The organism is Azospirillum sp. A29, from assembly GCF_042604625.1.
GTDB lineage: Bacteria > Pseudomonadota > Alphaproteobacteria > Azospirillales > Azospirillaceae > Azospirillum > Azospirillum palustre.
Genome location: NZ_CP170467.1, coordinates 349,325 through 374,306 on the forward strand (window position 1 = coordinate 349,325; position 24,982 = coordinate 374,306).

Sequence of the window (24,982 nt, forward strand, 5' to 3'; positions counted from 1 at the left end):
GTCGCTTTCCGGTCAGTCCCGGCCCCAGAGCCCCCGCTCGCCCAGATCCTCGCCGCGCTGGCGCTCCAGCGCCTGGGAATAGCGGCGCAGCGCGAAGGACTCAGTCACATAGCCGATGATCCGCCGGTCGGTGGGGGAGGACAGTACCGGCAGGGCCTCCACCTCCTCGCTGCCGAAGCGGCTCAGCACGGTGCGGGCGTCGTCGCCGGGCATCAGGACGGCGTCGGCCTTGCTGGCGAGCGAGCCGACGCGGGTTTCGGTGGCGGCGGTGTCCTGGTCGGGATCGTGGACAACCGACATGTCGACCATCCCGGCATAACGGCCCATCTCGTCCACCGCGAAGACTGCCTTGGTCGAGCCCAGCGGGTAAAGGCGGCGCAGCGCCTCCACCGTCAGGGTGGCCGGCACCGTCTTGGCATCCCGGCGCATCAGCCGGAAGGCCGTCAGCTCGGACAGCCAGCCGACATCGTAGGCGCCGCGGATCGGCACGCCGCGAAGGTGGAAGCGCCAAGTGGCGAAGGAGTAGCCGAAGGCCTGCCGCACCACGGTGGTCGACAGCACGACCCCGATCAGCACGCCTGACGCCGCCCACAGATCCTGCGTCGTCTCCAGCACCAGCAACACCATGGTGACCGGCGCGCCGACGACGCCAGCGGCGACCGACCCCATGCCGACCAGCAGCAGCAGGCCGCCGTCGATCCCCAGACCGGGCAGGAAGGTCGCTATACCCTGCCCCAGCAGGCCGCCGAACAGCCCTCCAATGAACAGCGAGGCGCTGAACAGGCCGCCGCGGAAGCCCGAGCCCAGCGACACCGCCGAGGCCAGGATTTTCGCCACCAGCGTCAGGGACAGCGCCAGCGCGCCGCCAGCCAGTTCCGGCGGCACCGCGCCGGAGCCGCTGCCCATCACCGCCGGAACCGCCAGCGCCAGCGCGCCCACCATCAGCCCGCCGATGGCCGGGCGCATCCAGCGCGGGACCGGCAGGCGGTTGAAGCCGCGTTCGGCCGCCGTCACCGCCTGCATGGCGAGGATGCTGAGCCAGCCGGCCAGGAAACCGACGACGCCGCAGGCGGCATAATCCCAGCCGGCGATCTCCACCGGCCGGCCGAGCGCCAGCGGCACCTCGCCGCCGGTCAGCAGGGCCGACGCCGCCACCCCCAGCGCCGCCGCTGCCCCGACCGGGGCCAGCACCGCCAGCGTGTAGCCGCCCAGCACCAGTTCGAAGGCGTAGAAGGCCCCCGCCAGCGGCGCATGGTAGGCCGCGGCGATGGCCGCAGCCGCCCCGCAGCCGACCAGGGTGCGCAGATCGGCCCGGCGCAGCCGCAGCCGCTGGCCCAGCGACGAGGCCAGCCCGGCGCCGGCCTGGGTATAGGCCGCCTCCATGCCGACCGACGCGCCCGACGCGTTGGACAGCGCAGTGGTCACCGTCAGGCGCAGGCTGTCGACCAGCGACATCTTGCCGCCGTAGAGCGCGTTCGCCTCCACCGCGTCGACGATGGCGTTGGGGCGCCAGCGCCGCACCAGCAGCGACAGGATGCCCAGCAGCAGCCCGCCCACCACCGGCACGCCGAGGGTGCGCAGCAGGTCCGGCGCGCCCTGCCCCAGCCGCTCGCCGTCGGGCACGTCGAAGGCCAGCGTCTGCATCAGCAGCACCGCCTCATGCAGGAGGCCGACCGCCAGCCCGACCGCGCCGCCGACAAGTGCTGCCAGCACGACCACGGCGAGCGCGCTGTTGCGCACGCTCCAGCGCTCGGACACGGTGGTGGCGGCGGACGCATCGAGCGTCGCATAGGGATCGCTTCCGGCGCGGGCGTTGTCGCCCACGCCGTCGATGGACGCGGAGTTGTCAGGCATGGTCACGCTGATCGATGGCCCTTCCGTATAGGGTCAATGGGCCGGAAAGGGCGTGAGTTCCGTCAGGGCTTCGACGGTTGCGGTTTCGATTGAGGCTTCACCGTCGGCGGAACGGGGGCCGCGGGGGTGGCCGCAGGAGCAGCGGGAGCCGGTGCGGCCTGCGTGGGGGCCGGCTGACCGGGTGCAACCGGTGCAGGCTGGGCGGGTACAGGTTGAGCGGGCGCGGGCTGGGCAGGCGGCGCGTCGGTGGGAACGGGCGCCGGGGCGACGCCGGCACGGCGCAGCACCTGGGCAAGGTTGTCGCGCACCTTGTCGGCCAGCTGCACGTCGGGCTCGCCGGCCTCGTGGAAGATGACGGTGAACAGGCGGCGCTGGGACAGCAGGAAGTTCAGCGTGACATGCAGCTTGCCCTGCGGCATCGCGCAGTCGACCGATCCGGTGCGCAGCCAGACGGCCCCCGCCTGCTCGGACTGGTTCAGGGCGACGGTCGGCGTGCCCTCGCAACGCTGCTTCATCGCCTCGGCGAAGCCGTCGGACAGCTCGTCGATCCTGGCACCTTCGCCCACCGCACGCTCGCGGATGCCGCCGACGATGGGGCCGAAGCGCCAGGCGATGTCGGCCGGGCGGCGGTCCTGCGGGACCTTGTCCATCGGCACCAGCTCGGCGTCATGGACCCCGGCGGCGGTCAGCAGGCTGTCCAGCCCTTCCGGCAGGCGGTTCTTCCTGTCCTTGTCAGCCGGCCGTCCGGCGGCGACCTTGATCGGCGGGACGTTGCCGCCCTTGTCGACGCAGGTCTTCAGATCGCTCAGCACCTTCTTGGTGCCGGCCAACTTGAAGACGATGCGGTCGCTGGCCGACGACACCACCAGCTCGTTGCCGCCCATCAGGGCGTTGATCAGCTCGTCGTCCTTGCCGTTGGAGACCACCAGCATGTCCGGCTGCGACGCGACGGCGGTCCGCTCCCGCTTCAGCTTCTTGTCGACCTCGATGGTCACCGGCCACTCGCCGCCCTTGGGCAGGTCGGCGCCGGGGATGCCGATGCCGATGTTGGTCTCGCCCTTCGGGCTGCGCGCGAACATCAGCACATGGCCGGAGGTGAATTCCCCCTCCGCCACGCAATAGGCAAAGCTGCCGTCCTTCTTCTTGGCGGCCCCGCCGTCCCAGCTTTCGATCAGCTCGCCCGGCCCGTCGGGCTTGGGCTTGGCCGGTGCCGACGCGGACGGGCCGGCGGCCGGTTTGCCCGACGCACCGTTCGGCGCGTTGCCCGGTTTGGCGTCCTGCACCGGACCGCCGGGAACGACGATCTCGGCCTCCGGCTCGGGCAGTCCGTAATAGGCGGCGGGAGGAATCGTCGGCTGCACCGGCACCAGTTCGGCCATCGCCGGAGCCGACGCCACTCCCAGCAGGAGAAGCGCGGACAGCGATGCGGCGAAGCGGGCGGTCATGACGAGGTAATCCGTGAATGGTTATGGCGGCGAAGCTATCCGCGCCTGCCCCCGTCCGCAAGCCCAACCGCCCACGCTGTTGCACGGAGCAGACACCTGTTGCACAGGACACGCATAAGGTAGCCATTAGCCGCCGAAGAAGGTCTCGCGCAGCCTCTCGTCCGACAGCGCCGCCACCGGCCCATCGCCGACGACCCGCCCCAGCCGCAGCAGCACGGCGCGCGGCGCGACCGCCAGGGCGCGGGCGGCGCTCTGCTCGGCCAGCAGCACGGCCGTGCCCGTGCCGGCGATGCGGCGGACAGCGGCGAACAGCTCGTCGGCCAGCTTGGGCGACAGGCCGAGCGACGGCTCGTCCAGCAGAAGCAGGCGCGGCCGGCCCATCAGTGCGCGCCCCAGGCTCAGCATCTGCTGCTGGCCGCCGGACAGGCGCCAGGCGCTCTCGCGGCTCTTCAGGGCAAGGTCGGGGAACAGGGCGAAGACGCGCTCGACATCCCTTGCCCGGTCGCGGGCGGCGGACAGGCCGGCAACCTCCAGATTGTCACGCACGCTCATGCCCGCGAAGACCCGCCGCCCCTCCGGCACATAGCCGATGCCGCGCCGAACCCGTGCCTCGGTGGCGAGGCCGCCGATGTCCGCCCCATCGAAGCGAAGCTCCCCCCGCACCGGCACAAGGCCGAGCAGAGCCTTCAGCAGCGTCGACTTGCCCGCCCCGTTGGCGCCGAGCAGCGCCACCGTCTCTCCTGCCGTAAGGCTCAGCGACACGTCGTCGAGCGCGCTCGCCCCGCCATAGCCGGCGGTCAGGCCGCGGATGGACAGCAGCGCGCTCATGCCGGCACCGCCCGGCCCAGATAGGCGGCGGCCACCGCCGGGTCCCGGCGCACGCCGCCGGCCGGCCCGTCATAGATGACCCGGCCGCGGTCGAGGCACAGCACCCGGCCGGCGAGCGGCAACAGGAAGCCCATGTCATGCTCCACCAGCAGGATAGCCACGCCCTCCTGCGCCAGTTCGCACAGCAGGTCCGCCAGTTCCGCCTTCTCGCCGTCGGTCAGACCGGCGGCGGGTTCGTCCAGCAGCAGGACCGCCGGCCGGCGGACCAGCGAACGGGCCAACTCCACCCGGCGCCGCAGCGCCGCCGGCAGCCCGTCGCAGCCCTGGCCGGCGAGGTCGCCGACGCCCAGCCGGTCGAGCGCCCAGCGGGCATGCGCCTCCGCTGTCCGGGCGTCGGGATCGACGGCGAGGCGTGCGGCGGCGACCGCCTCCAACACACCGGCTCCAATCGGCAGAACCGCCGCCTGGAAGCTGCGGGCCAGTCCGGCGCGGGCCAGCCGGTCGGCGCGGAGACCGGTGACGTCGCGTCCGCCGAGCCGCACCCGCCCGGCATCCAGCCGCTCCAACCCCGACAGCAGGTTGATCACCGTGGATTTGCCAGAGCCATTCGGCCCGATCAGCCCTGTGATGCTTCCCGGCCGCAGGTCCAGCGACACGCCGTCCACCGCCCGCACACCGCCGAAGGACTTGCGCAGATCGTCGACTGCCAGCCCGTCCGGCGAATTTAGCGGACGCGGCGGCTCCTTCGCCTCGACGGAAGCCCGCGCCCCGCGGCCGAACAGGCGGGCCACGATCCGGTCGAGCAGGCCGGTCAGCCCGTCCGGCGCCAGCACCACGGTCGCCAGCAGGGCGACGCCATAGACGACCAGATAGCCGCGCTCCAGGAAGCGGAACCACTCCGGCAGATGCAGCAGAAGCACGGCGCCCAGCACCGCCCCGGCCATCCGCCCCCGCCCGCCGACGATGGCGATGGTGAGGATGGAGACCATGACCGGGAATTCCAGCACCTCCGGCGAGACGACGCGCTGGGTGTGGACGGCAAGCGCTCCGGCGGCCCCGGCGAACAGGGCGCTGATGCCGAAGGCGGCCAGCCGCAGCCGCCCGACATCGAGCCCCAGCGTCGCCGCCGCCAGCGGGTCGTCACGCAGCATCGCCAGCGACCGGCCGAGCCTTCCCCGCGTCAGCCGCCAGCCGATCAGCCCGCCGAGAGCGACCAGCCCCCAGACCAGCCCGGCCATCGGCAGCCCGCGCGGCACCGCCCAGCCGAACAGCACCGCCGCCGGCACTCCGGCCAGCCCGTTGGAGCCCCCGGTCAGCTCCGGCAGGTTGACCGCCAGCAGATGGAGGACCTGGGCGATGCCGAGAGTCGCCAGGGCGAAGTAATGCGATTCCAGCCGCAGCACCGCCAGACCGACCGGCAGGGCCAGCAAGAGCGGCACCAGCATCGACAGCGGGAAGGTCGCTTCGACACCGAGCCCGTAGCGGCTGCCGAGGATGCCCGTCACATAGGCGCCGACGCCGAAGAAAGCGCCCTGGGCCAGCGACAGCGCACCGCCGAGCCCGAAGACGATCTGGAATCCGAAGGTCGCCAGCGCATAGACCCCGGCGACGGTCAGGACACGCAGGCCGTAGGGGGACGCGAAGGCCAGCGCGTAGATCAGCAGGGCAAGCGCGCCAGCGATGAGAATGACTGCCGGCCGACGTTCACCCACGGCGCCGCACCGCTTCGCCGAACAGCCCTTGCGGGCGCAGCACCAGAATCGCCAGCAGCGTCAGGTACAAGGCCCCCAGCGCCGCCGGGTAGGACAGCACCGACGATACGCCCACCTCGAACAGCGCGATCAGCAGGGCGCCCACCACTGCACCCGGCACGGAGCCCCAGCCCCCGACTGTTACCGCGATGTAGGCCTTCAGAATCAGGTCGCTGCCCGAAGTCGGCGTGACGAAATAGCGGTTGGCCAGCAGCAGCCCGGCCGCCCCGGCGCAAGCCGTCCCGATGGCAAAGGTCACCAGGATCATCGCGGTGACCGGCACGCCGCAGGCCCGCGCCATCTCCGGGTCCTGCGCCGTGGCGCGCAGCCGGCGGCCGAGCTGCGTGCGGGCGAACACCCATTGCTGCGCGCCGATCAGCAGCCCCGCCACCGCGACGATGGCGAGCGACTGCTCGGGCACCGCCAGCCCGGCGATGTGCAGCGTGTCGTCGCCGAACAGTGGCGGTGCGGCGCGCGGCTCCGGCCCGAAGAGGGTGGCGGCCCCGTTCTGCAGGATGATGCCGACCGCAATGGTGCTGATGAAGACCGAGACCGGCGGCCGGCGGCGCAGCGGCAGATAGGCCGCCAGCGCCAGCAGCAGCCCCAGCGCCGCCATCAGCACGAGAACCACCGGCAGCAGGACGATGCCCGGCAGCGGGATCAGCGGCGCCGCCGCCACCGCCAGCAGCCCGCCGGCCATGACGAGATCGCCCTGGGCGAAATTCACCGCCGAGGTGGCGTTCAGCACCAGCACGAAGCCCAGCGCCACCAGGGCATAGGCCGCCCCCAGCGCCACCCCGTTGACCAGCAGTTGAAGCGCCGCCATCCGCTCACTTCGCCGCAAGCGTCGGGTCGTCGTACCGCTTCACCAGCACCGGCACGCGGCTGGCCCCGTCATAGCAGACGATGACGGCGGAATGGGCCATGTTGCCCTTGCCGTCGGACTTGTAGGTCATGGCGAGGCCCTGGAACGTCTCGGCGGACAGCGTCTTGCGGATGGCGTCGGGCGACCGGGCGCCAGCCTTCACCGCCTCCAGAACCATGGACATGCCGTCATACTGGCCGAGCGCGAAGGCGTCCGGCTCCTTGCCGAAGGCGGCGCGGTAGGCGTCGGTGAAGGCCTTGACCTCCGGCGTGCCGCCCGAGATCGGCGAGGCCGCGGTCTCGGCACAGACGCCCTTCAGTTCCGCCGGTTCCAGCAGGGCGGCGGTGCTCGGCTGGTGCATGGCGGAGCCGGCGACGATGGGCAGGGTCACGCCGCTGGACGCCGCCTGCCGCAGCAGCAGCGCGGTCGGGCCGGAATGCAGGTGCAGGACCAGCACGTCCGGCTTGGCGGCGAGCGCCTTGGTCAGCACCGGCAGCAGATCCTTGGCCGCCGGGTCCACCCCCTCCTCGAAGACGGGCGTGACGCCCAGCGCCTTGAAGGCGGCGTCGAGATGGGCCTTGCCGCTCTGGCCGTAGGCGGTGGTCTGATAGATGACGGCCGGCTGCCGCTTGCCCAGCTCCTCCACAACATAGCGGGCATGGGCGGCCTTGGTCACCGCGTCGCCGGGGAAGAAGCGGAAGACCCAGGGATTGCCCTGCTCGGTGATCGAGGCGGTGCCCGACACGGTGACCAGCGGCAGCTTCAGCTCGCTCGCCAGCGGCAACATCGCCAGCATCTGGGTGCCGAGCATACTGGCGGCGACCGCCCCGACCGTGCCGCGGCCGGCCGCGCGCTCCAGCGCCGTCACCGCCGCCTCGGGCGAGGTGCCGGTGTCGACGACCTCCGAGGCGATGGCGACGCCGGCCGGCGTCTGCTTCAGCGCCAGGACGGCGCCGTTGCGCTGGCTGGTGCCCTCCAGCGACAGGAAGCCGGTCAGCGGCACCAGCACCGGGAAGGACAGCGTGTCGTCGGCACGGGCGGCGGACGACAGACAGGACGATGCGGCCAGCAGGCCGATCAGAATGGAAAGCGTGCGCCGCATGACCGATACTCCTCGACACGCGCCGGCGATCAGGGCGACGCGGAGGGGACGGGGCGCTTTGCAGCAGCTTTCAGCGGGTCCGTCGGGTTCCGGTCGGCTCCCTTCGCCGGCATGACCCGGATCAGGTTCGATGGGTGTTGTCTCAGCCCCTACGGTTGCCGAACCGGCATCCGCACGGGCACCCCAGCCGTGAACAGGCGGCGAGAGTGTCGCCGCCGGCCCCGTCCTGTCAAGAACCCAACCGGCGGCGCGCCACCATCGTTTCACGATGCAGGATGTAGAGCCCACTGCCGATGATGACCATGGCGCCGGCCAGGACCGGCACCGTCGGCAGGTCGCCGAACACCAGCCAGCCGAACAGGCTGGCCCAGACCATGCCGGTATATTCGAAGGGTGCCACCACTGCCGGCGGCGCGCGCCGGAAGGCCTGGGTCAGCAGGACCTGCGCCCCGGCGCCGATGGCCCCGACCAGCGCCATCAGCCCCAGCGCGAAGACGGTGGGCGCGGTCCAGACCGGCACCGTCAGCGCCCCACTGACCACCGTCGTCGTCAGTAGCAGGTAGAGCACGATGGAGGCGCTGGTTTCCGTCCGCGACAGACCGCGCACGGCCAGTGCGGCCAGCGCATAGAACAGGGCGGCGCACAGCCCGACCAGCACCGGCACCAGCGGCGCCCCGGCCGACGGCTGCGCCATCACCACCACGCCGCTGAACCCGACCACCACGGCGGCCCAGCGGCGCCAGCCCACCGGCTCGCCCAGCAGCGGCGCCGACAGCGCGGTGATGAACAGCGGACCGGCGAAGCTCAGCACATAGACGTCGGCCAGCGGCAGTTCGCGGAACGCATAGAAGAAGCATCCCATGGAGATCAGCCCGGCGAAGGCGCGCCAGACATGCCCCAGGGGCCGCCGCGTCCGCATCGCCGCGATCCCGCCGCCGCATGTCAGGGTGTAGCCGCCCACCAGCAGGAAGGCGACCAGCGAACGCACGAACATCAGCTGCGGCACCGGGTAATCGGCGGTCAGGAATTTGATGAGCGTGTCCATCGCCGCGAACAGCAGGATCGCGCCCAGGAAGCAGCCGACGGCGTAGGGAACCGAATCGGTCTCGGCGGGCAGCAGGTCGGCGGTTTCGGCGTCGGTCATTGAATCGGTTCGGAACGGCAATGGCGGGGGCTGCCCACATTATGGGCAAATGCGCCCGCGTCCCAATGCCGCAACCGCAGGTCTGCTAGGCGCAGCCAAGGTCAAGGGTCGGCTCGTGCGCCGACCTCGCCTCACCGCGTCAGTACCATCACCAGCCGTTCGACCGGCGCATCCTTCACCAGATGCGAGTCGACGATCTCGTCGATGTCCTCCGGGGTTTCCGGCCGGTACCAGATGCCTTCCGGATACACCACCATCAGCGGCCCGGCGGAGCAGAAGCCGAGGCAACCTGTCATCGCCATGCCGACATCGGTCAAACCCTTGCCCTGGATTTTCTGATCGAGCCGCTGCCACAGCGGATGTGCACCCTTGGCGGCGCAGCTGCCGCGCGGATGGCCGGGCGGACGCTGCTGGGCGCAGCAGAAGACGTGGTGGCGGAAGGTCTGCGGGATGTCGAGCGGCATCGGTCATGCCCCATAGCCATAAAATTTCTATGGATAAGAAGGATGCCAGAATGCTGCGTTGCGGCAAGACTTTTTGTAATCCTTCCAACTCCTGGCAGCGGTTGGATTCCTGGCGCCATGAAATGCTTGGTCGGCAGAGCGTTGGCGGTTAAGAATCCCCGGCAAGGGGCAATCCAGGAGACGCCGGTGCTGCTGAGCGGATCGGGGAAGGGCCAGCCGGGCGCGGTGCCGGGCTGGGTCGGGTATGCGCTGCTGCCGGTTCTCAACCTCGTCGCGGCTTTCGTGCTGTCGGGGCTGGTGATCCTGGTGATCGGCGAGAACCCGGTGGACGTGCTGTCGCTGCTGGTGTCGGAGGCCCTGGGATATCCCGAGGCCATCGGCTACACCCTCTATTACACCACCGACTACATCTTCACCGGGCTGGCGGTCGCCATCGCCTTTCATTGCGGGCTGTTCAACATCGGCGGCGAGGGGCAGGCCTATCTGGGCGGGCTCGGCGCCGGGCTGGTGGCGCTGGCGCTGACCGGCTGGCCCTGGCCGGTGGTGGCGGTGCTGGCGGTGCTGGCGTCGGCCCTGTTCGGTGCTGCATGGGCCTTCATCCCGGCTTGGCTCCAGGCCAAGCGCGGCAGCCACATCGTCATCACGACGATCATGTTCAACTTCATCGCCGCGTCGATCATGACCTGGCTGCTGGTGGACGTGCTGATCCGCCCCGGCAGCCAGTCGCCGGAAACCCGCGAGTTCGATCCCGGCGTCTGGCTGCCGTCGATGGACCGGGCGCTGGGCTGGTTCGGCATCGCCATTCCGGCCTCGCCGCTGAACCTGTCCTTCCTGTGGGCGCTGGCCTGCTGCATGCTGTTCCACATCTTCCTGCGCCGGACCCGCTGGGGCTACGAGCTGCGCACCGTCGGCCGGAACGAACGGGCGGCGGTCTATGCCGGCATCTCGCCGGCGCGCAACATCGTCATCGCCATGCTGATCTCCGGTGCGCTCGCCGGCTTCGTCGGGGTGAACGAGATTCTGGGCGTACAGCACCGGGTGATCCTGAACTTCACCGGCGGCGTCGGCTTCGTCGGCATCGCCGTGGCGCTGATGGGGCGCAACCATCCGGTCGGGATCATTCTGGCGGCACTCCTGTTCGGTGTTCTGGCGCAGGGCGGCGGCCAGCTGTCCTTCGAATATCCGACGATCAACCGCGAGCTGGTGATGGTCATCCAGGGGCTGGTCATCCTGTTCGCCGGTGCAATGGAGAATTTGTTCAAGCCGCAGGTGGAGGCCCTGTTCCGCCGCCGCGGCGCCGCCGCCACCGCAGATGCCGCAACCGGGGGGAAGGGCTGAGCGATGGAGGACGCGCTTCTTCTGGCGCTGCAACTGCTGGGCGCCACCATCCGCGTGGCGACCCCGCTGGTGCTGGCTGCCTTCGCCGGCATGTATTGCGAGCGGGCCGGTGTGGTCGACATCGGGCTGGAAGGCAAGATGCTGGCCGGCGCCTTCTTCTCCGCCGCCGTCGCCTCGGCCACGCTGAACCCGTGGCTGGGACTGCTGGCCGGCATTGCCGCCGGGGTGGCGCTGGCGATGGTCCATGGCTTCGCCTGCATCACCCACAATGGCAATCAGGTGGTGTCGGGCATGGCGATCAACATCCTGGTCGCCGGGCTGGCGCCGACGCTGGCCTATGCCTGGTTCCAGCAGGGCGGCCAGACCCCGCTGCTGCCCAACCAGGCGCGCCTCCCCGCGGTGGAGTTGCCGGGGGTGGAGGCGCTGTCCGGCGTTCCGGTCCTGGGGCCGGTCTACCGCGAGTTGCTCAACGGCAACAATGTGCTGATCTGGTTGACGCTGGTCTTGGTGATCGCCACCCATTGGGTGCTCTACCGCTCCCGCTTCGGGCTGCGGCTGCGGGCGGTGGGCGAGAATCCGGCGGCGGTCGACACCGCCGGCCTGTCGGTGGCGAAGCTGCGCTATCAGGCGCTGCTGGTCACCGGCATCCTGACGGGCATGGCCGGCTCGTATCTCTCCACCGGCCATGGCGCCGGCTTCGTCCGCGACATGACCGCCGGCAAGGGCTATCTGGCGCTGGCGGCGCTGATCTTCGGCAAATGGCGGCCGGGGACGACCCTGTTCGCCTGCCTCCTGTTCGCCTTCACCGACGCGGTGCAGGTCCGCCTCCAGGGCGTTGTCCTGCCGGGCATCGGCGTCATCCCGGTGCAGTTCATCCAGATGCTGCCCTATGTGCTGACCGTCCTGCTGCTGGCCGGCTTCGTCGGCAAAGCCATCGCCCCCAAGGCGAGCGGCATCCCCTATGTGAAGGAACGCTGAGCCGATGGCCGACATCGCAGAGCTGCCCCAGCTGATCGAAGCGGCCCGCGCCGCGCGCGGGAACGCCCACGCCCCCTATTCCAAATTCAAGGTGGGTGCAGCGATCCTTGGCGAATCGGGGCGCATCTTCGCCGGCTGCAATGTGGAGAACGCCGCCTACCCACAAGGGCAATGCGCGGAATCGAGCGCCATCGGCGCCATGGTCACCGCCGGCGACCGTCGCATCCGCGCCATCGTCGTGATGGGCGGCGAGGCGGGCGCGGAGGAGATCTGCACCCCCTGCGGCGGCTGCCGCCAGCGCATTCGCGAATTTGCATCCCCGGACACGCCGATCCACATCTGCGACCCGGCCGGCCTGCGGCGGACTTTCGCACTGGAAACCCTGTTGCCCGAATCGTTCGGCCCCACCAATTTAGCCTTCTGAGCGGAGTTTCCCGACATGACCGCAGCCCGCGCCGCCGCGGACATCCTCCACCGTGCCTCCGGCCATCGGCCGCGGGTCGGCATCGTGCTGGGCTCCGGCCTGGGCGGCATCGCCGACCGCATCGCCAACGCGGTCGCCATCCCCTACACCGACATCGCCGGTTTCCCGATCCCCAGCGTGTCCGGCCATGCCGGGCGACTGGTGGTGGGACAGCTCGGCGGCGTCGAGGTCGCCTGCATGCAGGGCCGCGTCCATGCCTATGAGGGCAACGGCTTCGATGCGCTGAAGACCGCGGTGCGGGCGCTGAAGCTGGCCGGCTGCGACACGCTGGTGCTGACCGCCGCCGTCGGCTCGCTCCGGCTGGAGGTCGGACCCGGCCGGCTGATGGCGATCAGCGACCATCTGAACCTGCTGGGCAGCAACCCGCTGACCGGCCCGAACGATGAGGCCTTCGGCGAGCGCTTCCCCAGCATGACCGACGCCTGGAATCCGGAGCTGCGCAGCCTCTTGAAGGAGGTGGCGGCCGGCCTGTCCATCGATCTGGCGGAGGGCGTCTATGCCGCCTATCCCGGCCCGTCCTTCGAGACGCCGGCCGAGGTGCGGATGATGAAGCTGCTGGGCGCCGACGCGGTCGGCATGTCCACCGTTCCCGAATGCATCGTCGCACGCCATTGCGGCCTGCGGGTCGTCGGCTGCGCCGTCGTCACCAATCTTGGCGTCGGGCTCGGCGACGGGCCGGTCGACCATCACCAGACCCTGACCGCCGCCTCGGCGGCAGCCGCCGACCTGGAGCGCCTGCTGGTCGGCTTCCTCGAACGCCTGCATGAGAAGGACGGGTCCCGGTCATGAAACTGTCTGCCGACCTGCAAAGCGCGCTGGACGCCAGCGCCAACGCCCCGTCCGACGCCGATCTGGCGCGCCGTGCGGTGGGCATGCTCGACCTCACCAGCCTGAACGGCGACGACAGCGACCGGGTGGTGCAGGATCTCTGCGCCCGCGCCGTCACGCCCGTCGGGCCGGTCGCCGCGGTCTGCATCTGGCCGCGCTTCGTCGCCACCGCGCGCAAGGCGCTGGAGGGCACGCCGGTGAAGATCGCCACCGTGGTTAATTTCCCGACCGGCGAGGCCGACGCCGCCTCGGTGGCGGCGGAAACCCGGCGGGCCATCGCCGACGGGGCGGACGAGATCGACGTGGTGCTGCCCTACAAGGCCTTCATTGACGGGGCCCGCACCCAGCCGATGAATGTCGTGAAGGCCTGCCGCGAGGCCTGCGGCGACAAGGTGCTGCTGAAGGTGATCCTGGAATCGGGCGCCTTCCCCGATGCCGACCTGCTGGCCTGGGCGTCGCGCGACGCCATCGCCGCAGGCGCCGATTTCCTGAAGACCTCCACCGGCAAGACGCAGCCGGCCGCCACCCTGCCGGCCGCGGCGGTGATGCTCGACAGCATCTATGAATCGGGCAAGAAGGTCGGCTTCAAGGCGTCCGGCGGCATCCGCGACGCGGCGGAGGCGGCGCGCTATCTGGCGCTGGCCGACCACATCCTGGGGGATGGCTGGGCCACGCCGCAGACCTTCCGCTTCGGGGCCTCCAGCCTGCTCGACGCGCTGCTGGCGGCCGCCGGCCATGGCGAGCGGGACGGCGAACGGGAGGGCGAACGCGAGCCGGCCCCGGTGGGGGGGTACTGAGGCATGCTTCCGCAGGAAATCGTCCGCGCCAAGCGCGACGGCCAGCCGCTCGACGCCGCCACCATCCAGGACTTCGTCCGCGGCATCACCGACGGCCGCGTGTCGGAAGCCCAGGCATCGGCCTTCGCCATGGCCGTCTTCTTCCGCGGCATGAGCCTGGACGAACGGGTGGCGCTGACCCGCGCCATGCGCGATTCGGGCACGGTGATGGAGTGGAAATCGCTGGATCTGCCCGGTCCGGTGATCGACAAGCATTCCACGGGGGGCGTCGGCGACAAGGTCAGCCTGATCCTGGCACCAATGCTGGCCGCCTGCGGCGGCTTCGTGCCGATGGTGTCGGGGCGCGGTCTCGGCCACACCGGCGGCACGCTCGACAAGTTCGAGAGCATCCCCGGTTACCGCGCCAAGCCCGACAACGAGTTGCTGCGCCGGGTGGTGAAGGAGGTCGGCTGCGCCGTGATCGGCGCCACCGACGACATCGCTCCGGCCGACAAGCGGCTCTACGCCATCCGCGACGTGACGGCGACGGTGGAGTCGCTCGACCTCATCACCGCCTCGATCCTGTCGAAGAAGCTGGCGGCCGGGCTGGACGCCCTGGTGATGGACGTGAAGTTCGGCAGCGGCGCCTTCATGCAGCGCTTCGAAGATGCCGAGGCGCTGGCCGACAGCATCGTCACGGTATCGAAGGGGGCCGGCCTGCCGGCGGTGGCCTTGCTGACCGACATGAACGAGGTGCTGGGCCGCAGCGCCGGCAACGCGCTGGAGATGCGCGAATGCCTCGCCATCCTGCGTGGCGAGCCGGCGGACCTGCGGCTCTACGAGGTGACCGCGGCGCTGGCGGCAGAACTGCTGGCCCTCGCCGGGCTGGCGCCGGACGCTGCGGCGGGCCGCGCCCTGGCCGACCGCTCCATTGCCAGCGGTGAAGCAGCGGAACGTTTCGCCCGCATGGTGGCGGCGTTGGGCGGGCCGGCCGACCTGCTGGAACAGCCCGACCGCCATCTGGAAAGCGCAACCATCGTCCGCCCGCTGTTCGCCGAACGGGCCGGCTTCGTCGGCGCCATCGACACCCGCGGGGTCGGCATGGCGGTGGTGGCGCTGGGCGGCGGCCGGACCAAAACGACCGATGCCATCGACTTCGCCGTCGGCTTCGACGAGGTGGCCGGGCTGGGCGATGCGGTGGGACCGGGCGACCGTCCGCTGGCGATCCTGCATGCCCGCAACGAGGCGCAGGCCGACGAGGCGGAACGCCGCCTGCGCGCGTCGATCACGGTGACGGACACCGCGCCGGTCCGCGGACCGCTGATCGCGAAGCGTCTGGGGTGAGAGACAACGCCCTCTCCCGGAACAGGAGAGGGCGAATTCTCGGTCGGGATGTTACCGCCGGAACAGGAACTCGCGGCCGACCTTCACGCGGCGCTCGCCGTCATACTCAATGATGTCGGCGGTCGCGTAGGTCTCGGTCCAGCGTTCAGGCAGATAGCTGCCGGTGCCGATGATGTCCACCGGTGCGTTGGCTTCCGCCATCAGCCGGCACTTGGCCGGGCCGAAGCCGCTGCTGGCGACGATCTTCACCGCCGGGAAACCGGCATCGTCCAGCCTTTCGCGAACGTAATGGATCGCCGCCGCCGACACGCCGGTGCCGATCAGGTAGCGCAGCTGCGTTTCGTCGCGGTAGCCGCGGATGGCGTGCGGCGCATGGCGCTCCAGCACGGCGTAGGAGCCGGGCGGGTCCAGCCCCTCGACGAAACGGCCGCCCGGGGTGTCGAGCCGCAGCGACAGCTTGCCCTGGGCGGCCAGCTGCGGGAAGCGGCGGCAGACCTCCAGCCCGTCGGTGATCTCGCGGCCGAAATAATCGACCAGGACGGTCAGGCCCAGGTCGGGGAAGGTCTCGTGGAACATCTCCGCCGCGCGCACGGTCGATCCGGCATAGCCGATCAGGGCGTGCGGCATGGTGCCCATGCCCTTCTCCTGACCGAAATAGGGGGCGGTGGCGTCGGTGGCGTTGCCGATGAAGCCCTTGGCGCCGACCTTGCGCTTGGCGCGGTCCGACCCGACGGAGGCGGCATAGGCCATCATCTCCGCCATCTCCGTCCCGGCGCAGTGGCGGGCATCCATGGCGAGGAAGGCGACCTTCGGCAGGTCGGCGCACATGGTGAAGGCGTTGTAGGCGGCGACGCTGGCCGGACCCAGCTTCTGCAGCAGGATCGTCTCGCAATCGACCAGATGGTAGAAGGAGCCGGTGATGTACATGATCGGCTCGCCGGCGCCGACCCATTTGCCTTCGGGGTAGTTCAGCTCGATCTGGAAGCTGGTGTTGCGTTCGCGCGCCACCGACTCCAGCCACTCCACCGCAAGGCGCGGGGCACAGACCACGGGACGCCGCATGAAGATGGCGTAGGTCACGATCTTGTCCCCGAACTTGCCCACCGCTTCCTTGGTGCGGCGGAAATAGGTGTCCGTCCAGTCGGGAACCGCGGCGGAGGACGGGAGAAGAGCCGTCGGCCCCTGTCCGGCCTTCCGGCTGCCGGCCGCATGGTTGCCAGCTGAACGGTTGTCGGTGTCGCTCATACCCGTCACCCTCGCCTTTCGCCCCAGTCTGCACATGAGTCCACGCATCGGTCTGCGCATGGTGTTCAGTGCTTCGTCGTCGATGGCCCGGCCCCTCGGACAGGGCAGCCGGCCGGTTGTGTTGGAATCCCAGCATTATACGTCCCGGCCGGACGGGGGAAGAGGCTTCCCGTCCGGTCGGCCCGCCGCGGATGGCTGCGTTGCGTTTTCCGCGGGAAATCAGAATGTCGCCATCACGGAATACATCGAATGCCGGTAAAAAATACTTCATAAGCCCGCAGTCCAATGTCACCCACGCATCGACAATCAAAGGAAAAATCCAATAAAATACCTTTATTTGACCTACCACTTCCGCGCTTTTAACGTTGCAAACACCGGTTCATCGGCAACATCCAGGCAGAGCGGAATGAGCAAGACAGCAATGTCCGCGGAAACGGAGTTTGCCGAAGCCAATCGAAACGGCCTGCCCTCCTTCGATGGCACCGGGAACCGGATCGTCCTGGCTTTGCTGGGGTTGATGCTTGCCTTTGCCGGCACCGGGGTCGGCGGCGCGCTGCTGCTGCGTCCGGCACCTGCCCAGGGCGCCCATCCCCCGGCACGGGTCGAGGTTTCACCGGCCGTCTATGCCGCCTTGCCCACCTTGACCGTCACGCTGAACGACGGCCGCCGCCTGCAGGAATTGCGGCTGCGCGCCGTGCTGGAATTCGATCCGGCAACCCCGATGGAAGCGGTGACACCCCACCTGCCGCGCATCGCCGACGCCATGGGCCGCCGCCTGCTGGAGGTCGATCCGGCCGAACTGCGCGGGGCCGACGGGCAGGTCTATATCAAGGACGCGCTGCGCTACGTCGCCAACAAGACCATGCGCCCGCTGAAGCTTCGACAAGTCCTGATCCAGGACATGCTGCTGCGCTGAGGGCGCGCTTCCCAACGCCCCGCACCTCCCCATATGCTGCCGGTCCACAGTGAACAGGCTCCCGACCGTTCGCAATAAAGCCGTTCGGGGGAATTGTTTGTAGGATCAGGGTCCAGTTGCGGAAGGAGACGGCCGTGGCCGAGTTCGATTTCGACCTCTTCACCATCGGAGCAGGGTCCGGCGGCGTTGCCGCCAGCCGGCGCGCTGCGTCCTATGGCGCCAAGGTGGCGATCTGCGAGGGCAGCCGCGTCGGCGGCACCTGCGTGATCCGCGGCTGCGTGCCGAAGAAGCTGCTGGTCTACGCCGCCCAGTTCCGCGACGGTTTCGAGGACTCCGCCGGCTATGGCTGGAGCGCGCCCATGCCGTCCTTCGACTGGGAAACGCTGATCGCGCGCAAGGACAGCGAGATCGACCGGCTGAACGGCATTTACATCAATATGCTCAAGAACTCCGGCGTCACCCTGTATGAGGGGTTCGGCCGGATCGTCGACCGCCATACCGTGGAGGTCGACGGCAAGCGCTACACCGCCCGCAACATCCTGATCGCCACCGGCGGCTGGCCGACGCTGCCGCAGGTGGAGGGGATGGAGCATGCCGTGACCTCCAACGAGGCGCTGCATCTGGAAACGCTTCCCCATTCCGTCCTGATCGTCGGCGGCGGCTACATCGCGGTGGAGTTCGCCAGCATCTTCCGCGGTCTGGGCGCCGAAGTGACGCTGATGATCCGCGGCGACGATCTGCTGAACGGCTTCGACGACGACATCCGCGTCGCCCTGGCGCAGGAAATGCGCAAGCGCGGCATCAATATCATCTCGCGCTGCAAACCGGCGAAGCTGGAAAAGGGTACCGGCGGCTATACCCTGACCGACCATATGGGCCGCGAGCATTCCGCCGGTCTGGTGATGGCCGCCACTGGCCGCCGGCCGAACACCAAGAATCTTGGTCTGGAAGAGGTCGGCATCGCCCTGAACGAGGCCGGCGCGATCCCGGTCGACGAGTGGTCGCGCACCTCCGTCGACAACATCTACGCCATCGGCGACGTCACCGACCGCATGGCGCTGACCCCCATCGCCATCGCCGAGGGACGCGCGCTGGCCGAGACGCTGTTCAACGACAACCCGATGCACATCGGCTACGACAATGTGCCGACCGGCGTGTTCTCCCTGCCGCCGCTGGGCACCGTCGGCCTGACCGAGATGCAGGCGCGGGCGAACTATCCGAAGGTCGACATCTACAAGGCCGGCTTCCGCCCGATGAAGCACACCCTGTCCGGCCGGGACGAGCGGGTGCTGATGAAGCTGGTGGTGGACGGTGAAAGCCAGCGCGTGCTGGGCTGCCACATGATGGGCATGGACGCGCCCGAGATGATGCAGGCCCTGGCAATCGCGATGAACTGCGGTGCCACCAAGCGCGATTTCGACCGTACCATCGCCCTCCATCCCTCCACCGCGGAGGAATTTGTGCTGATGCGCGAAAAGGCGGAGCCGGAAAAGAAGATCTGAACGGGCAGCCCCACCGCAAGGCGGCGACGGGCCGTCCGCAATAGGGGCCTAACAGGGGCCATGAGCGGAATCTTCCGCTCATGGCCCAGTTGCATGCCAATAAGGACCGGATATCCCTGGACCTTGGCCGATTGTGGTACCTACCATGGTGGTACGAACAATTTTCCCAGGGAATGGCTCCAAACATGCGTGGAATTTTTGCAGCGGCTGCCTGCGTTGCGGCGTTCGCCTCGGTCGGCGTGGCTCATGCTCAGACCAAGATCGGCGTCTGGGACGTCAAGATCGACAAGGACTGCGCCATCACGCAGGAGTGGAAGACCGATTCGAAGGACACCGCCACCATTGCCCTGGCCTATACCAACAAGGGTCAGGCGATGGTTCTGATCTTCGGCGATTCCGCCTGGAAGCTGAAGGAGAAGGAAGATCTCTCGATCTCCCTGTCGGTCGATAAGAAGTGGAGCGACAAGGTTCCGGGCGCCGCCATCGACAAGACGATGGCCGTCGTCGGCATCCCGGCGACCTCCAAGGCGATCGATGCCCTGATGAACGGCCGCGAGCTTTACATGGAGATCGACGGCAAGGGCGACGATTACGCCTACACCTATTACCTCGACGACACCCGCAAGGCGATCTCGGCCCTGGAAGCCTGCCGCGCCCAGGCTCAGTAAGCCTCCCCGGCACTCAATGGTACTCTTCGGCAAAGGCGCCCACCCGGATGTGAAAAACCGGGTGGGCGCCTTTGTTCCAGAACTACCGTCTATACGGAAGGCAATCGTTCCCGTCGCCATTGTGATCCATCCGGCATAGCACTCCGAAACAGGCATTCTTCCTGGAACGCTTCTAAAAATCCTGGGTTGAGGACATGAAGCGATCCGGTCCGGACCCGGTCGCACCGATCCGCGGCCCCTGCAAGGCGGGCCATCTGACCCAGGAGGAATTCCTCGCATGTTCATGCACAACAAAAAGCTCATGTACACGGTTCGCGTGTCCGAGCCGAATCCGGTGCTCGCCAGCCTGATGCTTGAACAGTTCGGCGGCCCGCAGGGCGAGCTGGCCGCGGCCATGCGCTATTTCACCCAGGGTCTGGCCGATGAGGATCCGGGCCGCAAGGACCTGCTGATCGACATCGCGACCGAAGAATTGAGCCACCTCGAAATCATCGGTTCCATCGTGGCGATGCTGACCAAGGGCGCCAAGGGCAAGCTGGCCGAGGGGGCGGAGGCGACCGCCGACCTGTACGCCAACATCACCCAGGGCAATGGCAGCCACACCCTGTCGCTGCTGTATGGCGGCGGTCCGGCCCTGGTGAATTCGGCCGGGCAGCTGTGGACCGGCGGCTACATCGACAGCATCGGCGAACCGACGGCCGATCTGCGCTCCAACGTCGCGGCGGAAGCGCGTGCGAAGATCATCTACGAGCGCCTGATCAACGTCACCGACGATCCGGGCGTAAAGGACGCGCTGGGCTTCCTGATGACCCGCGAGATCGCCCACCAGAAGAGCTTCGAGAAGGCGCTGTACGCCATCGACAACAACTTCCCGCCGGGCAAGCTGCCGGGCAAGCCGGAATACACCGACAAGTATTACAACACCAGCCAGGGCGAGGGCGACATGCGCGGCCCCTGGAACCAGGGCGCCCAGTGGGAGTTCGTGGACGTCAAGATGGGCGACGCCCCGGTCAACGGCGGCGACGGCAACCCGACGGTCAAGCTCGCCGCCTCGGAACTGGCGGCGGTCAATGCCGTGGCCGCCCGCACCATGTCGAAGCCCGACTCCGATCCGCTGACCGGCGCCGACCTGGGCGCCGGACCGGGCGCCGGCAAGACCAAGAGCACCACAGGGGGTTAATGGCAGGGGCTGATAACCGGCTCCTCGGGCATTGCCGTCCCCGTCACTGGGCGGGGACGGCGGCCTCTTCCTCGCGCCTGTGCAGGCCCATCAGCCAGATCAGCAGGCACAGGGCCGGAATGGCGCCGGCCATCGATAGCAGGAAGAAGCTGACCCAGTCCATCCGCTCCGCCAGCCAGCCCGACGAGGCGCCGAACAGGTCGCCGCCCAGCTTGTACAGGCTGGACAGTAGCGCATATTGCGTCGCCGTGTAGGCGACGTTGCACAGGCTGGACAGGTAGGCGACGAAGGCCGAGGTCGCGATGCCGGCGCAGACATTCTCCACCGCCACGGTGACCGCCAGCATCGACACGTCGTTGCCGCTCCAGGCCAGGACGACGTAGCCGAAGTTCGACACCATCTGCAGGATACCGCCGATCATCAGGCCGCGCAGCACGCCGACCTTTCCCACCAGCAGGCCGCCCAACAGGCCGCCGGCGATGGTCGCCCACAGACCGAACAGCTTGCTGACGTTGGCGATCTCCACCTTGGTGAAGCCGAGGCTGATGTAGAAGGTCGAGGACATCTGGCCGGCCAGCACCTCCCCCAGCTTGTAGCTGGCGATGAAGGCCAGGACGACCAACCAGCCGCGCCGCTCCATGAACTGGGCGAAGGGCGCCACCACCGCACCGTAGATCCAGGCGAGAAGCACGGCGCTGCGGCCCGACAGATGCGGCCGGTGGCCCAGCCATTCGGCGATCAGTTTTTCGCGGGCGTTCGGCGGCGGCTCCTTCGGTTCGCGGCACAGCAGGACGGTCGCCATGCCGACCAGAACCAGCCCGGCCATCACCTCGTAGGCCGTGCGCCAGCCATGGAACTCGGCGATGTAGAGGGCGCCCGCCCCCGCCGCCATCATGCCGAAGCGATAGCCCAGCACCAGCACCGCCGCACCGGCGGCCTGTCGGTTTTCATCCAGCACCTCGACACGATAGGCATCGACCACGATGTCCTGGCTGGCGGAACAGAAGGCGACCAGCACCGCGCACATGGCGGTCCACCATAGATCCTGCCCCGGATCGGTGGTCCCGAGCCCCAGCAGTGCCGCGATCAGCGCCGCCTGCGCCGTCAACGCCCAGCCGCGCCGCCGCCCGAACAGCCGCGTCATCACCGGCAGGCGCAGCCGGTCGATCAGCGGCGCCCACAGGAATTTCAGCGCATAGGGCATGGTGACCAGCGCGAACAGACCGATGTTGGTCCGGCTGACGCCCTGCTCGGTCAGCCAGACATTCAGCGTGGCGCCGGTCAGCGCCAGCGGCAGTCCTTCGGAGAAACCGAGGAACAGGATCGCCAGCACACGCGGGTCACGGTAGACCGCCAGGGCCTGCCCCCAGGAGGACAGGCGCGTTGTCCGCCAGGATGTCGGTTTCACCGGGAAGGCTCCTCTAGGGGATGGTCCATCGCCCCCGATGTATAAAGGCCGCGGGCATCCGCCGCCAGCGGCCCCTGCTCATCGGGCAAGAGCGCGAGGGTCCAACGCGAATTTCCTTTCATCTGAAATCACCCACGGTGGCAGGCGGCCTATGCCCGCGGCACAGCATTGCCGGCAAGGGAGCCGAAACTATGGAAAAGTTTCCGCGAGTCGCGCTATAGAGTACCTCACACGGGGTTCGCCGCCGGTCGTTCGCCGCCCGCCCGGCCCCCGTTCCGCAATCGTCAAGGAAGAGCAGGCGCGTCATGGTCGAGCGTTGGACACCCGCCAGTTGGAGGACGAAACCGGCGAAGCAGTTGCCGACTTATCCCGACCTGTCCAAGGTCGAGGCGGTCGAGCAGCGCCTGTCCTCCTATCCGCCGCTCGTCTTTGCCGGCGAGGCCCGCCGGCTGAAGGCCAAGCTGGCCGAGGCCGCCGCCGGCCAGGCCTTCCTGTTGCAGGGCGGCGACTGCGCCGAGAGCTTCGCCGAGTTCCATCCCAACAACATCCGCGACACCTTCCGCGTCCTGCTGCAGATGGCCGTGGTGCTGACCTTCGGCGCCTCGATCCCGGTCATCAAGGTGGGCCGCATGGCCGGCCAGTTCGCCAAGCCGCGCTCGGCCGACATGGAGGCCATTGACGGGGTGGAGCTGCCGTCCTACCGCGGCGACATCGTCAACGGCTTCGACTTCACCAGCGATGCCCGCGTTCCCGATCCGGAGCGCATGATGCAGGCCTACACCCAGGCCGCCGCGACGCTGAACCTGCTGCGTGCCTTCGCCCAGGGCGGCTATGCCGACCTGCACAAGGTCCATCAGTGGACGCTGAGCTTCGTCGAGAAGTCGCCGGCCGGGGAGCATTTCCAGGAGCTGGCCACCCGCCTCGACGAGACGCTGGCCTTCATGGCCGCCTGCGGCATCACCGCCGAGACGACCCCGCAGATCCGCGAGACCGATTTCTTCACCAGCCACGAGGCGCTGCTGCTGCCGTTCGAGCAGGCGCTGACCCGCGTCGACAGCACCACCGGCGACTGGTACGACGTGTCGGCCCACATGCTGTGGATCGGCGACCGCACCCGCCAGCCCGACGGCGCCCATGTCGAATTCCTGCGCGGGGTGAAGAACCCCATTGGCCTGAAATGCGGCCCGACCACCGACCCGGACGAGCTGATCCGCCTGATCGACATCCTGAACCCGACCAACGAGGCCGGGCGCCTGACGCTGATCGTGCGCATGGGTTCCGACAAGGTGGCGGAGAAGTTCCCGCCACTGCTGCGCAAGGTCCAGCGCGAAGGCCGCACGGTGGTGTGGTCCTGCGACCCGATGCACGGCAACACGATCAAGTCGACCACCGGCTACAAGACCCGCCCCGTCGAGCGGGTGCTGGCCGAGGCTAGAGGCTTCTTCGAGGTGCATCAGGCCGAAGGCACCCATGCCGGCGGCGTGCATTTCGAGCTGACCGGCCAGGACGTGACGGAGTGCACGGGCGGCGCCCAGGCGATCACCGATCACAATCTGGCTCTGCGCTACCACACCGCCTGCGATCCGCGCCTGAACGCCAGCCAGTCGCTGGAACTGGCGTTCCTGCTGTCGGAAAAGCTGAAGGAAGGCCGCCAGTCCCGCGAGGCCCGGCGCCGCGCCGCGGTGGCGGCGGAGTAAGGTATCCGGCGAACGACTCCGGCCAAAAGAAAAGGGGGCGTTTCCGCCCCCTTTTTCATGCCCCGGTTATTGCCTGCATTACCGTTCGATTTCCTTGTTCCAGCGCTGGTTCCAGTCCGGGCGCTTCTCGTTGATGACGTCCCAGTCCACCGTGACGGCGTTCTTCATGTAGCCTTGGAACTTGTTCATCTCGTCGGCGACATCGGCCGGCGGGGTGACCTTGGTGTTCGACGGGATCTGCGCGCCGTATTGCAGGGCGGCGAGCTGCGCCTCCGGCCCCAGCAGATAGGCGGCCAGCTTCTGCGCGGCCTCGTTGTCCGGGTTCTTGGCAACGACGCATTCGCCGACCATCAGCACGACCGAGCCTTCCTTGGGCTGGGCGTATTCCACCGGAATGCCCTTGGCCTTCAGGCTGCCGACGCCGGTCGGGGTCAGCGGGAAGATGGCCGCCTCGTTGGTCTGCACCATCTCGGCGATCTTGGCGGAGCTGGGGATGTACTCCAGCACGTTCGGGCCGATGGTCTTGCGCCAGGTGGTGAAGCCCGGATCGACGTTGCCCTCGGTGCCGCCCTTGATGCGGTTGTACATCAGGAAGGCGTGCAGGCCGAAGGAGCTGCTGGCAGCCGACTGGACGACGATCTTGCCCTTGTACTTGGGATCGGCCAGATCCATCCAGCTGGTCGGCGGCGCCCAGCCCTTCTCGTCGAACATCGCCTTGTTATAGGCGAGGCCGGTCATGCCCATGTTGACGCCGACCGCCATGTCGCCCTTCAGGCGCGCGGACTGGTAAACGTCGTTCAACACCGGCGAGCTGTCCATCTTCTGGCACAGGCCCATGCCGATGGCGCGATACATCAGCCCGTCGTCTAGGAAGACGACGTGCATCTGCGGATTGTCCTTCTGGGCCTGCAGCTTGGCCAGGATGTCGGACGAGGTGCCGGGAACCACCACCACCTTGATGCCGGTCGCCTTCTCGAAGGCGGGGAAGACGTTCTCGGTGTAGGTCTTTTCCATCGTGCCGCCGTTCATGCCGATGTAGACCGTCTTGGTCTGGGCGGCGGCGGGGGTGGAGAGCGCGGCGGCGGCCGTGATGGCAACCGTGGCGAGACCGGTGAGCGACAGGGAACGCAAGGTGGGCATGCACGTCCTCCAATGGGCCAAGGGG

Annotated in this window: 22 protein-coding genes and 1 riboswitch; of the genes, 11 read left to right on the forward strand and 11 right to left on the reverse strand. The window is 68.7% G+C overall.

Annotated features, from left to right (window positions below):
- Positions 1 to 12 precede the first annotated feature (12 nt).
- From ABNQ38_RS29640 to ABNQ38_RS29675, 8 genes are all read right to left on the reverse strand, one after another.
- Entirely contained in the window at positions 13 to 1,854 is a 1,842-nt protein-coding gene (locus tag ABNQ38_RS29640; RefSeq protein WP_377810894.1) for a chloride channel protein, read from the reverse strand.
- Between the two features lie 62 nt (positions 1,855 to 1,916).
- Positions 1,917 to 3,299, reverse strand: coding sequence for a hypothetical protein (locus ABNQ38_RS29645; RefSeq protein ID WP_377810895.1), 1,383 nt, complete (start codon positions 3,297 to 3,299; stop codon positions 1,917 to 1,919).
- 126 nt (positions 3,300 to 3,425) lie between these two features.
- The gene (locus tag ABNQ38_RS29650; RefSeq protein WP_377810896.1) at positions 3,426 to 4,127 is read right to left on the reverse strand and encodes an ABC transporter ATP-binding protein; all 702 of its coding nucleotides are present in this window, start codon (positions 4,125 to 4,127) and stop codon (positions 3,426 to 3,428) included.
- Entirely contained in the window at positions 4,124 to 5,839 is a 1,716-nt protein-coding gene (locus tag ABNQ38_RS29655; protein ID WP_377810897.1) for an ATP-binding cassette domain-containing protein, read from the reverse strand. Before ABNQ38_RS29655 ends, ABNQ38_RS29650 begins: the two co-directional genes overlap by 4 nt.
- Complete coding sequence (locus ABNQ38_RS29660) at positions 5,832 to 6,704, reverse strand: branched-chain amino acid ABC transporter permease (protein WP_377810898.1); 873 nt, start codon at positions 6,702 to 6,704, stop codon at positions 5,832 to 5,834. The genes ABNQ38_RS29655 and ABNQ38_RS29660 overlap by 8 nt, the downstream gene beginning before the upstream one ends.
- Positions 6,705 to 6,708: 4 nt before the next feature.
- Complete coding sequence (locus ABNQ38_RS29665) at positions 6,709 to 7,845, reverse strand: ABC transporter substrate-binding protein (RefSeq protein WP_377810899.1); 1,137 nt, start codon at positions 7,843 to 7,845, stop codon at positions 6,709 to 6,711.
- An 81-nt stretch (positions 7,846 to 7,926) separates the two neighbouring features.
- A riboswitch (TPP riboswitch) is annotated at positions 7,927 to 8,041 on the reverse strand.
- Positions 8,042 to 8,074: 33 nt separating this feature from the next.
- Positions 8,075 to 8,989, reverse strand: a complete 915-nt coding sequence (locus ABNQ38_RS29670; protein ID WP_377810900.1) for a DMT family transporter — start codon at positions 8,987 to 8,989, stop codon at positions 8,075 to 8,077.
- A gap of 131 nt (positions 8,990 to 9,120) precedes the next feature.
- Entirely contained in the window at positions 9,121 to 9,453 is a 333-nt protein-coding gene (locus tag ABNQ38_RS29675; protein WP_377810901.1) for a ferredoxin, read from the reverse strand.
- A 186-nt stretch (positions 9,454 to 9,639) separates the two neighbouring features.
- Here ABNQ38_RS29675 and ABNQ38_RS29680 point away from each other — a divergent pair, with 186 nt between their 5' ends.
- Genes ABNQ38_RS29680 through deoA form a run of 6 tightly spaced genes read left to right on the forward strand, consistent with a single transcriptional unit; the run spans position 9,640 to position 15,201 of the window.
- Entirely contained in the window at positions 9,640 to 10,791 is a 1,152-nt protein-coding gene (locus ABNQ38_RS29680; RefSeq protein WP_377810902.1) for an ABC transporter permease, read from the forward strand.
- Between the two features lie 3 nt (positions 10,792 to 10,794).
- Entirely contained in the window at positions 10,795 to 11,769 is a 975-nt protein-coding gene (locus ABNQ38_RS29685) for an ABC transporter permease (RefSeq protein ID WP_377810903.1), read from the forward strand.
- A gap of 4 nt (positions 11,770 to 11,773) precedes the next feature.
- Entirely contained in the window at positions 11,774 to 12,193 is a 420-nt protein-coding gene (gene cdd / locus ABNQ38_RS29690; protein ID WP_377810904.1) for a cytidine deaminase, read from the forward strand.
- Between the two features lie 15 nt (positions 12,194 to 12,208).
- Positions 12,209 to 13,042 (forward strand): purine-nucleoside phosphorylase, encoded by an 834-nt coding sequence (locus ABNQ38_RS29695; RefSeq protein WP_377810905.1) that lies wholly within the window; start codon positions 12,209 to 12,211, stop codon positions 13,040 to 13,042.
- On the forward strand, positions 13,039 to 13,878 hold the full coding sequence (deoC, locus tag ABNQ38_RS29700) for a deoxyribose-phosphate aldolase (protein WP_377810906.1): 840 nt from the start codon (positions 13,039 to 13,041) through the stop codon (positions 13,876 to 13,878). Before ABNQ38_RS29695 ends, deoC begins: the two co-directional genes overlap by 4 nt.
- 3 nt (positions 13,879 to 13,881) lie before the next feature.
- The gene (gene deoA, locus ABNQ38_RS29705) at positions 13,882 to 15,201 is read left to right on the forward strand and encodes a thymidine phosphorylase (protein ID WP_377810907.1); all 1,320 of its coding nucleotides are present in this window, start codon (positions 13,882 to 13,884) and stop codon (positions 15,199 to 15,201) included.
- A gap of 51 nt (positions 15,202 to 15,252) precedes the next feature.
- On the opposite strand, the gene ABNQ38_RS29710 is transcribed toward deoA, so the two are convergent.
- Positions 15,253 to 16,446 carry a nicotinate phosphoribosyltransferase gene (locus ABNQ38_RS29710; protein WP_377810908.1) on the reverse strand — a complete coding sequence of 398 codons (1,194 nt, stop codon included), beginning with the start codon at positions 16,444 to 16,446 and terminating at the stop codon, positions 15,253 to 15,255.
- A 406-nt stretch (positions 16,447 to 16,852) separates the two neighbouring features.
- On the opposite strand from ABNQ38_RS29710, the gene ABNQ38_RS29715 reads away from it, so the two are divergent.
- The 4 genes from ABNQ38_RS29715 (at position 16,853) to ABNQ38_RS29730 (ending at position 20,712) form a co-directional block, all read left to right on the forward strand.
- Positions 16,853 to 17,362, forward strand: coding sequence for a flagellar basal body-associated FliL family protein (locus tag ABNQ38_RS29715; protein ID WP_377810909.1), 510 nt, complete (start codon positions 16,853 to 16,855; stop codon positions 17,360 to 17,362).
- A 134-nt stretch (positions 17,363 to 17,496) separates the two neighbouring features.
- Positions 17,497 to 18,864, forward strand: a complete 1,368-nt coding sequence (gor, locus tag ABNQ38_RS29720; RefSeq protein WP_377810910.1) for a glutathione-disulfide reductase — start codon at positions 17,497 to 17,499, stop codon at positions 18,862 to 18,864.
- Positions 18,865 to 19,049: 185 nt separating this feature from the next.
- Positions 19,050 to 19,532: a hypothetical protein gene (locus tag ABNQ38_RS29725; RefSeq protein WP_377810911.1), complete on the forward strand. Its 483-nt coding sequence runs from the start codon at positions 19,050 to 19,052 to the stop codon at positions 19,530 to 19,532.
- Positions 19,533 to 19,809: 277 nt separating this feature from the next.
- Positions 19,810 to 20,712, forward strand: a complete 903-nt coding sequence (locus ABNQ38_RS29730) for a manganese catalase family protein (RefSeq protein WP_377810912.1) — start codon at positions 19,810 to 19,812, stop codon at positions 20,710 to 20,712.
- Between the two features lie 43 nt (positions 20,713 to 20,755).
- On the opposite strand, the gene ABNQ38_RS29735 is transcribed toward ABNQ38_RS29730, so the two are convergent.
- Positions 20,756 to 22,120: an AmpG family muropeptide MFS transporter gene (locus ABNQ38_RS29735; RefSeq protein ID WP_377810913.1), complete on the reverse strand. Its 1,365-nt coding sequence runs from the start codon at positions 22,118 to 22,120 to the stop codon at positions 20,756 to 20,758.
- 305 nt (positions 22,121 to 22,425) lie between these two features.
- Here ABNQ38_RS29735 and ABNQ38_RS29740 point away from each other — a divergent pair, with 305 nt between their 5' ends.
- Positions 22,426 to 23,817: a class II 3-deoxy-7-phosphoheptulonate synthase gene (locus ABNQ38_RS29740; RefSeq protein ID WP_377810914.1), complete on the forward strand. Its 1,392-nt coding sequence runs from the start codon at positions 22,426 to 22,428 to the stop codon at positions 23,815 to 23,817.
- 78 nt (positions 23,818 to 23,895) lie between these two features.
- Here ABNQ38_RS29740 and ABNQ38_RS29745 read toward each other — a convergent pair whose 3' ends face one another.
- A complete protein-coding gene (locus ABNQ38_RS29745; RefSeq protein ID WP_377810915.1) occupies positions 23,896 to 24,957 on the reverse strand; it encodes an ABC transporter substrate-binding protein in 1,062 nt (353 codons plus the stop codon).
- Positions 24,958 to 24,982: the final 25 nt, after the last annotated feature.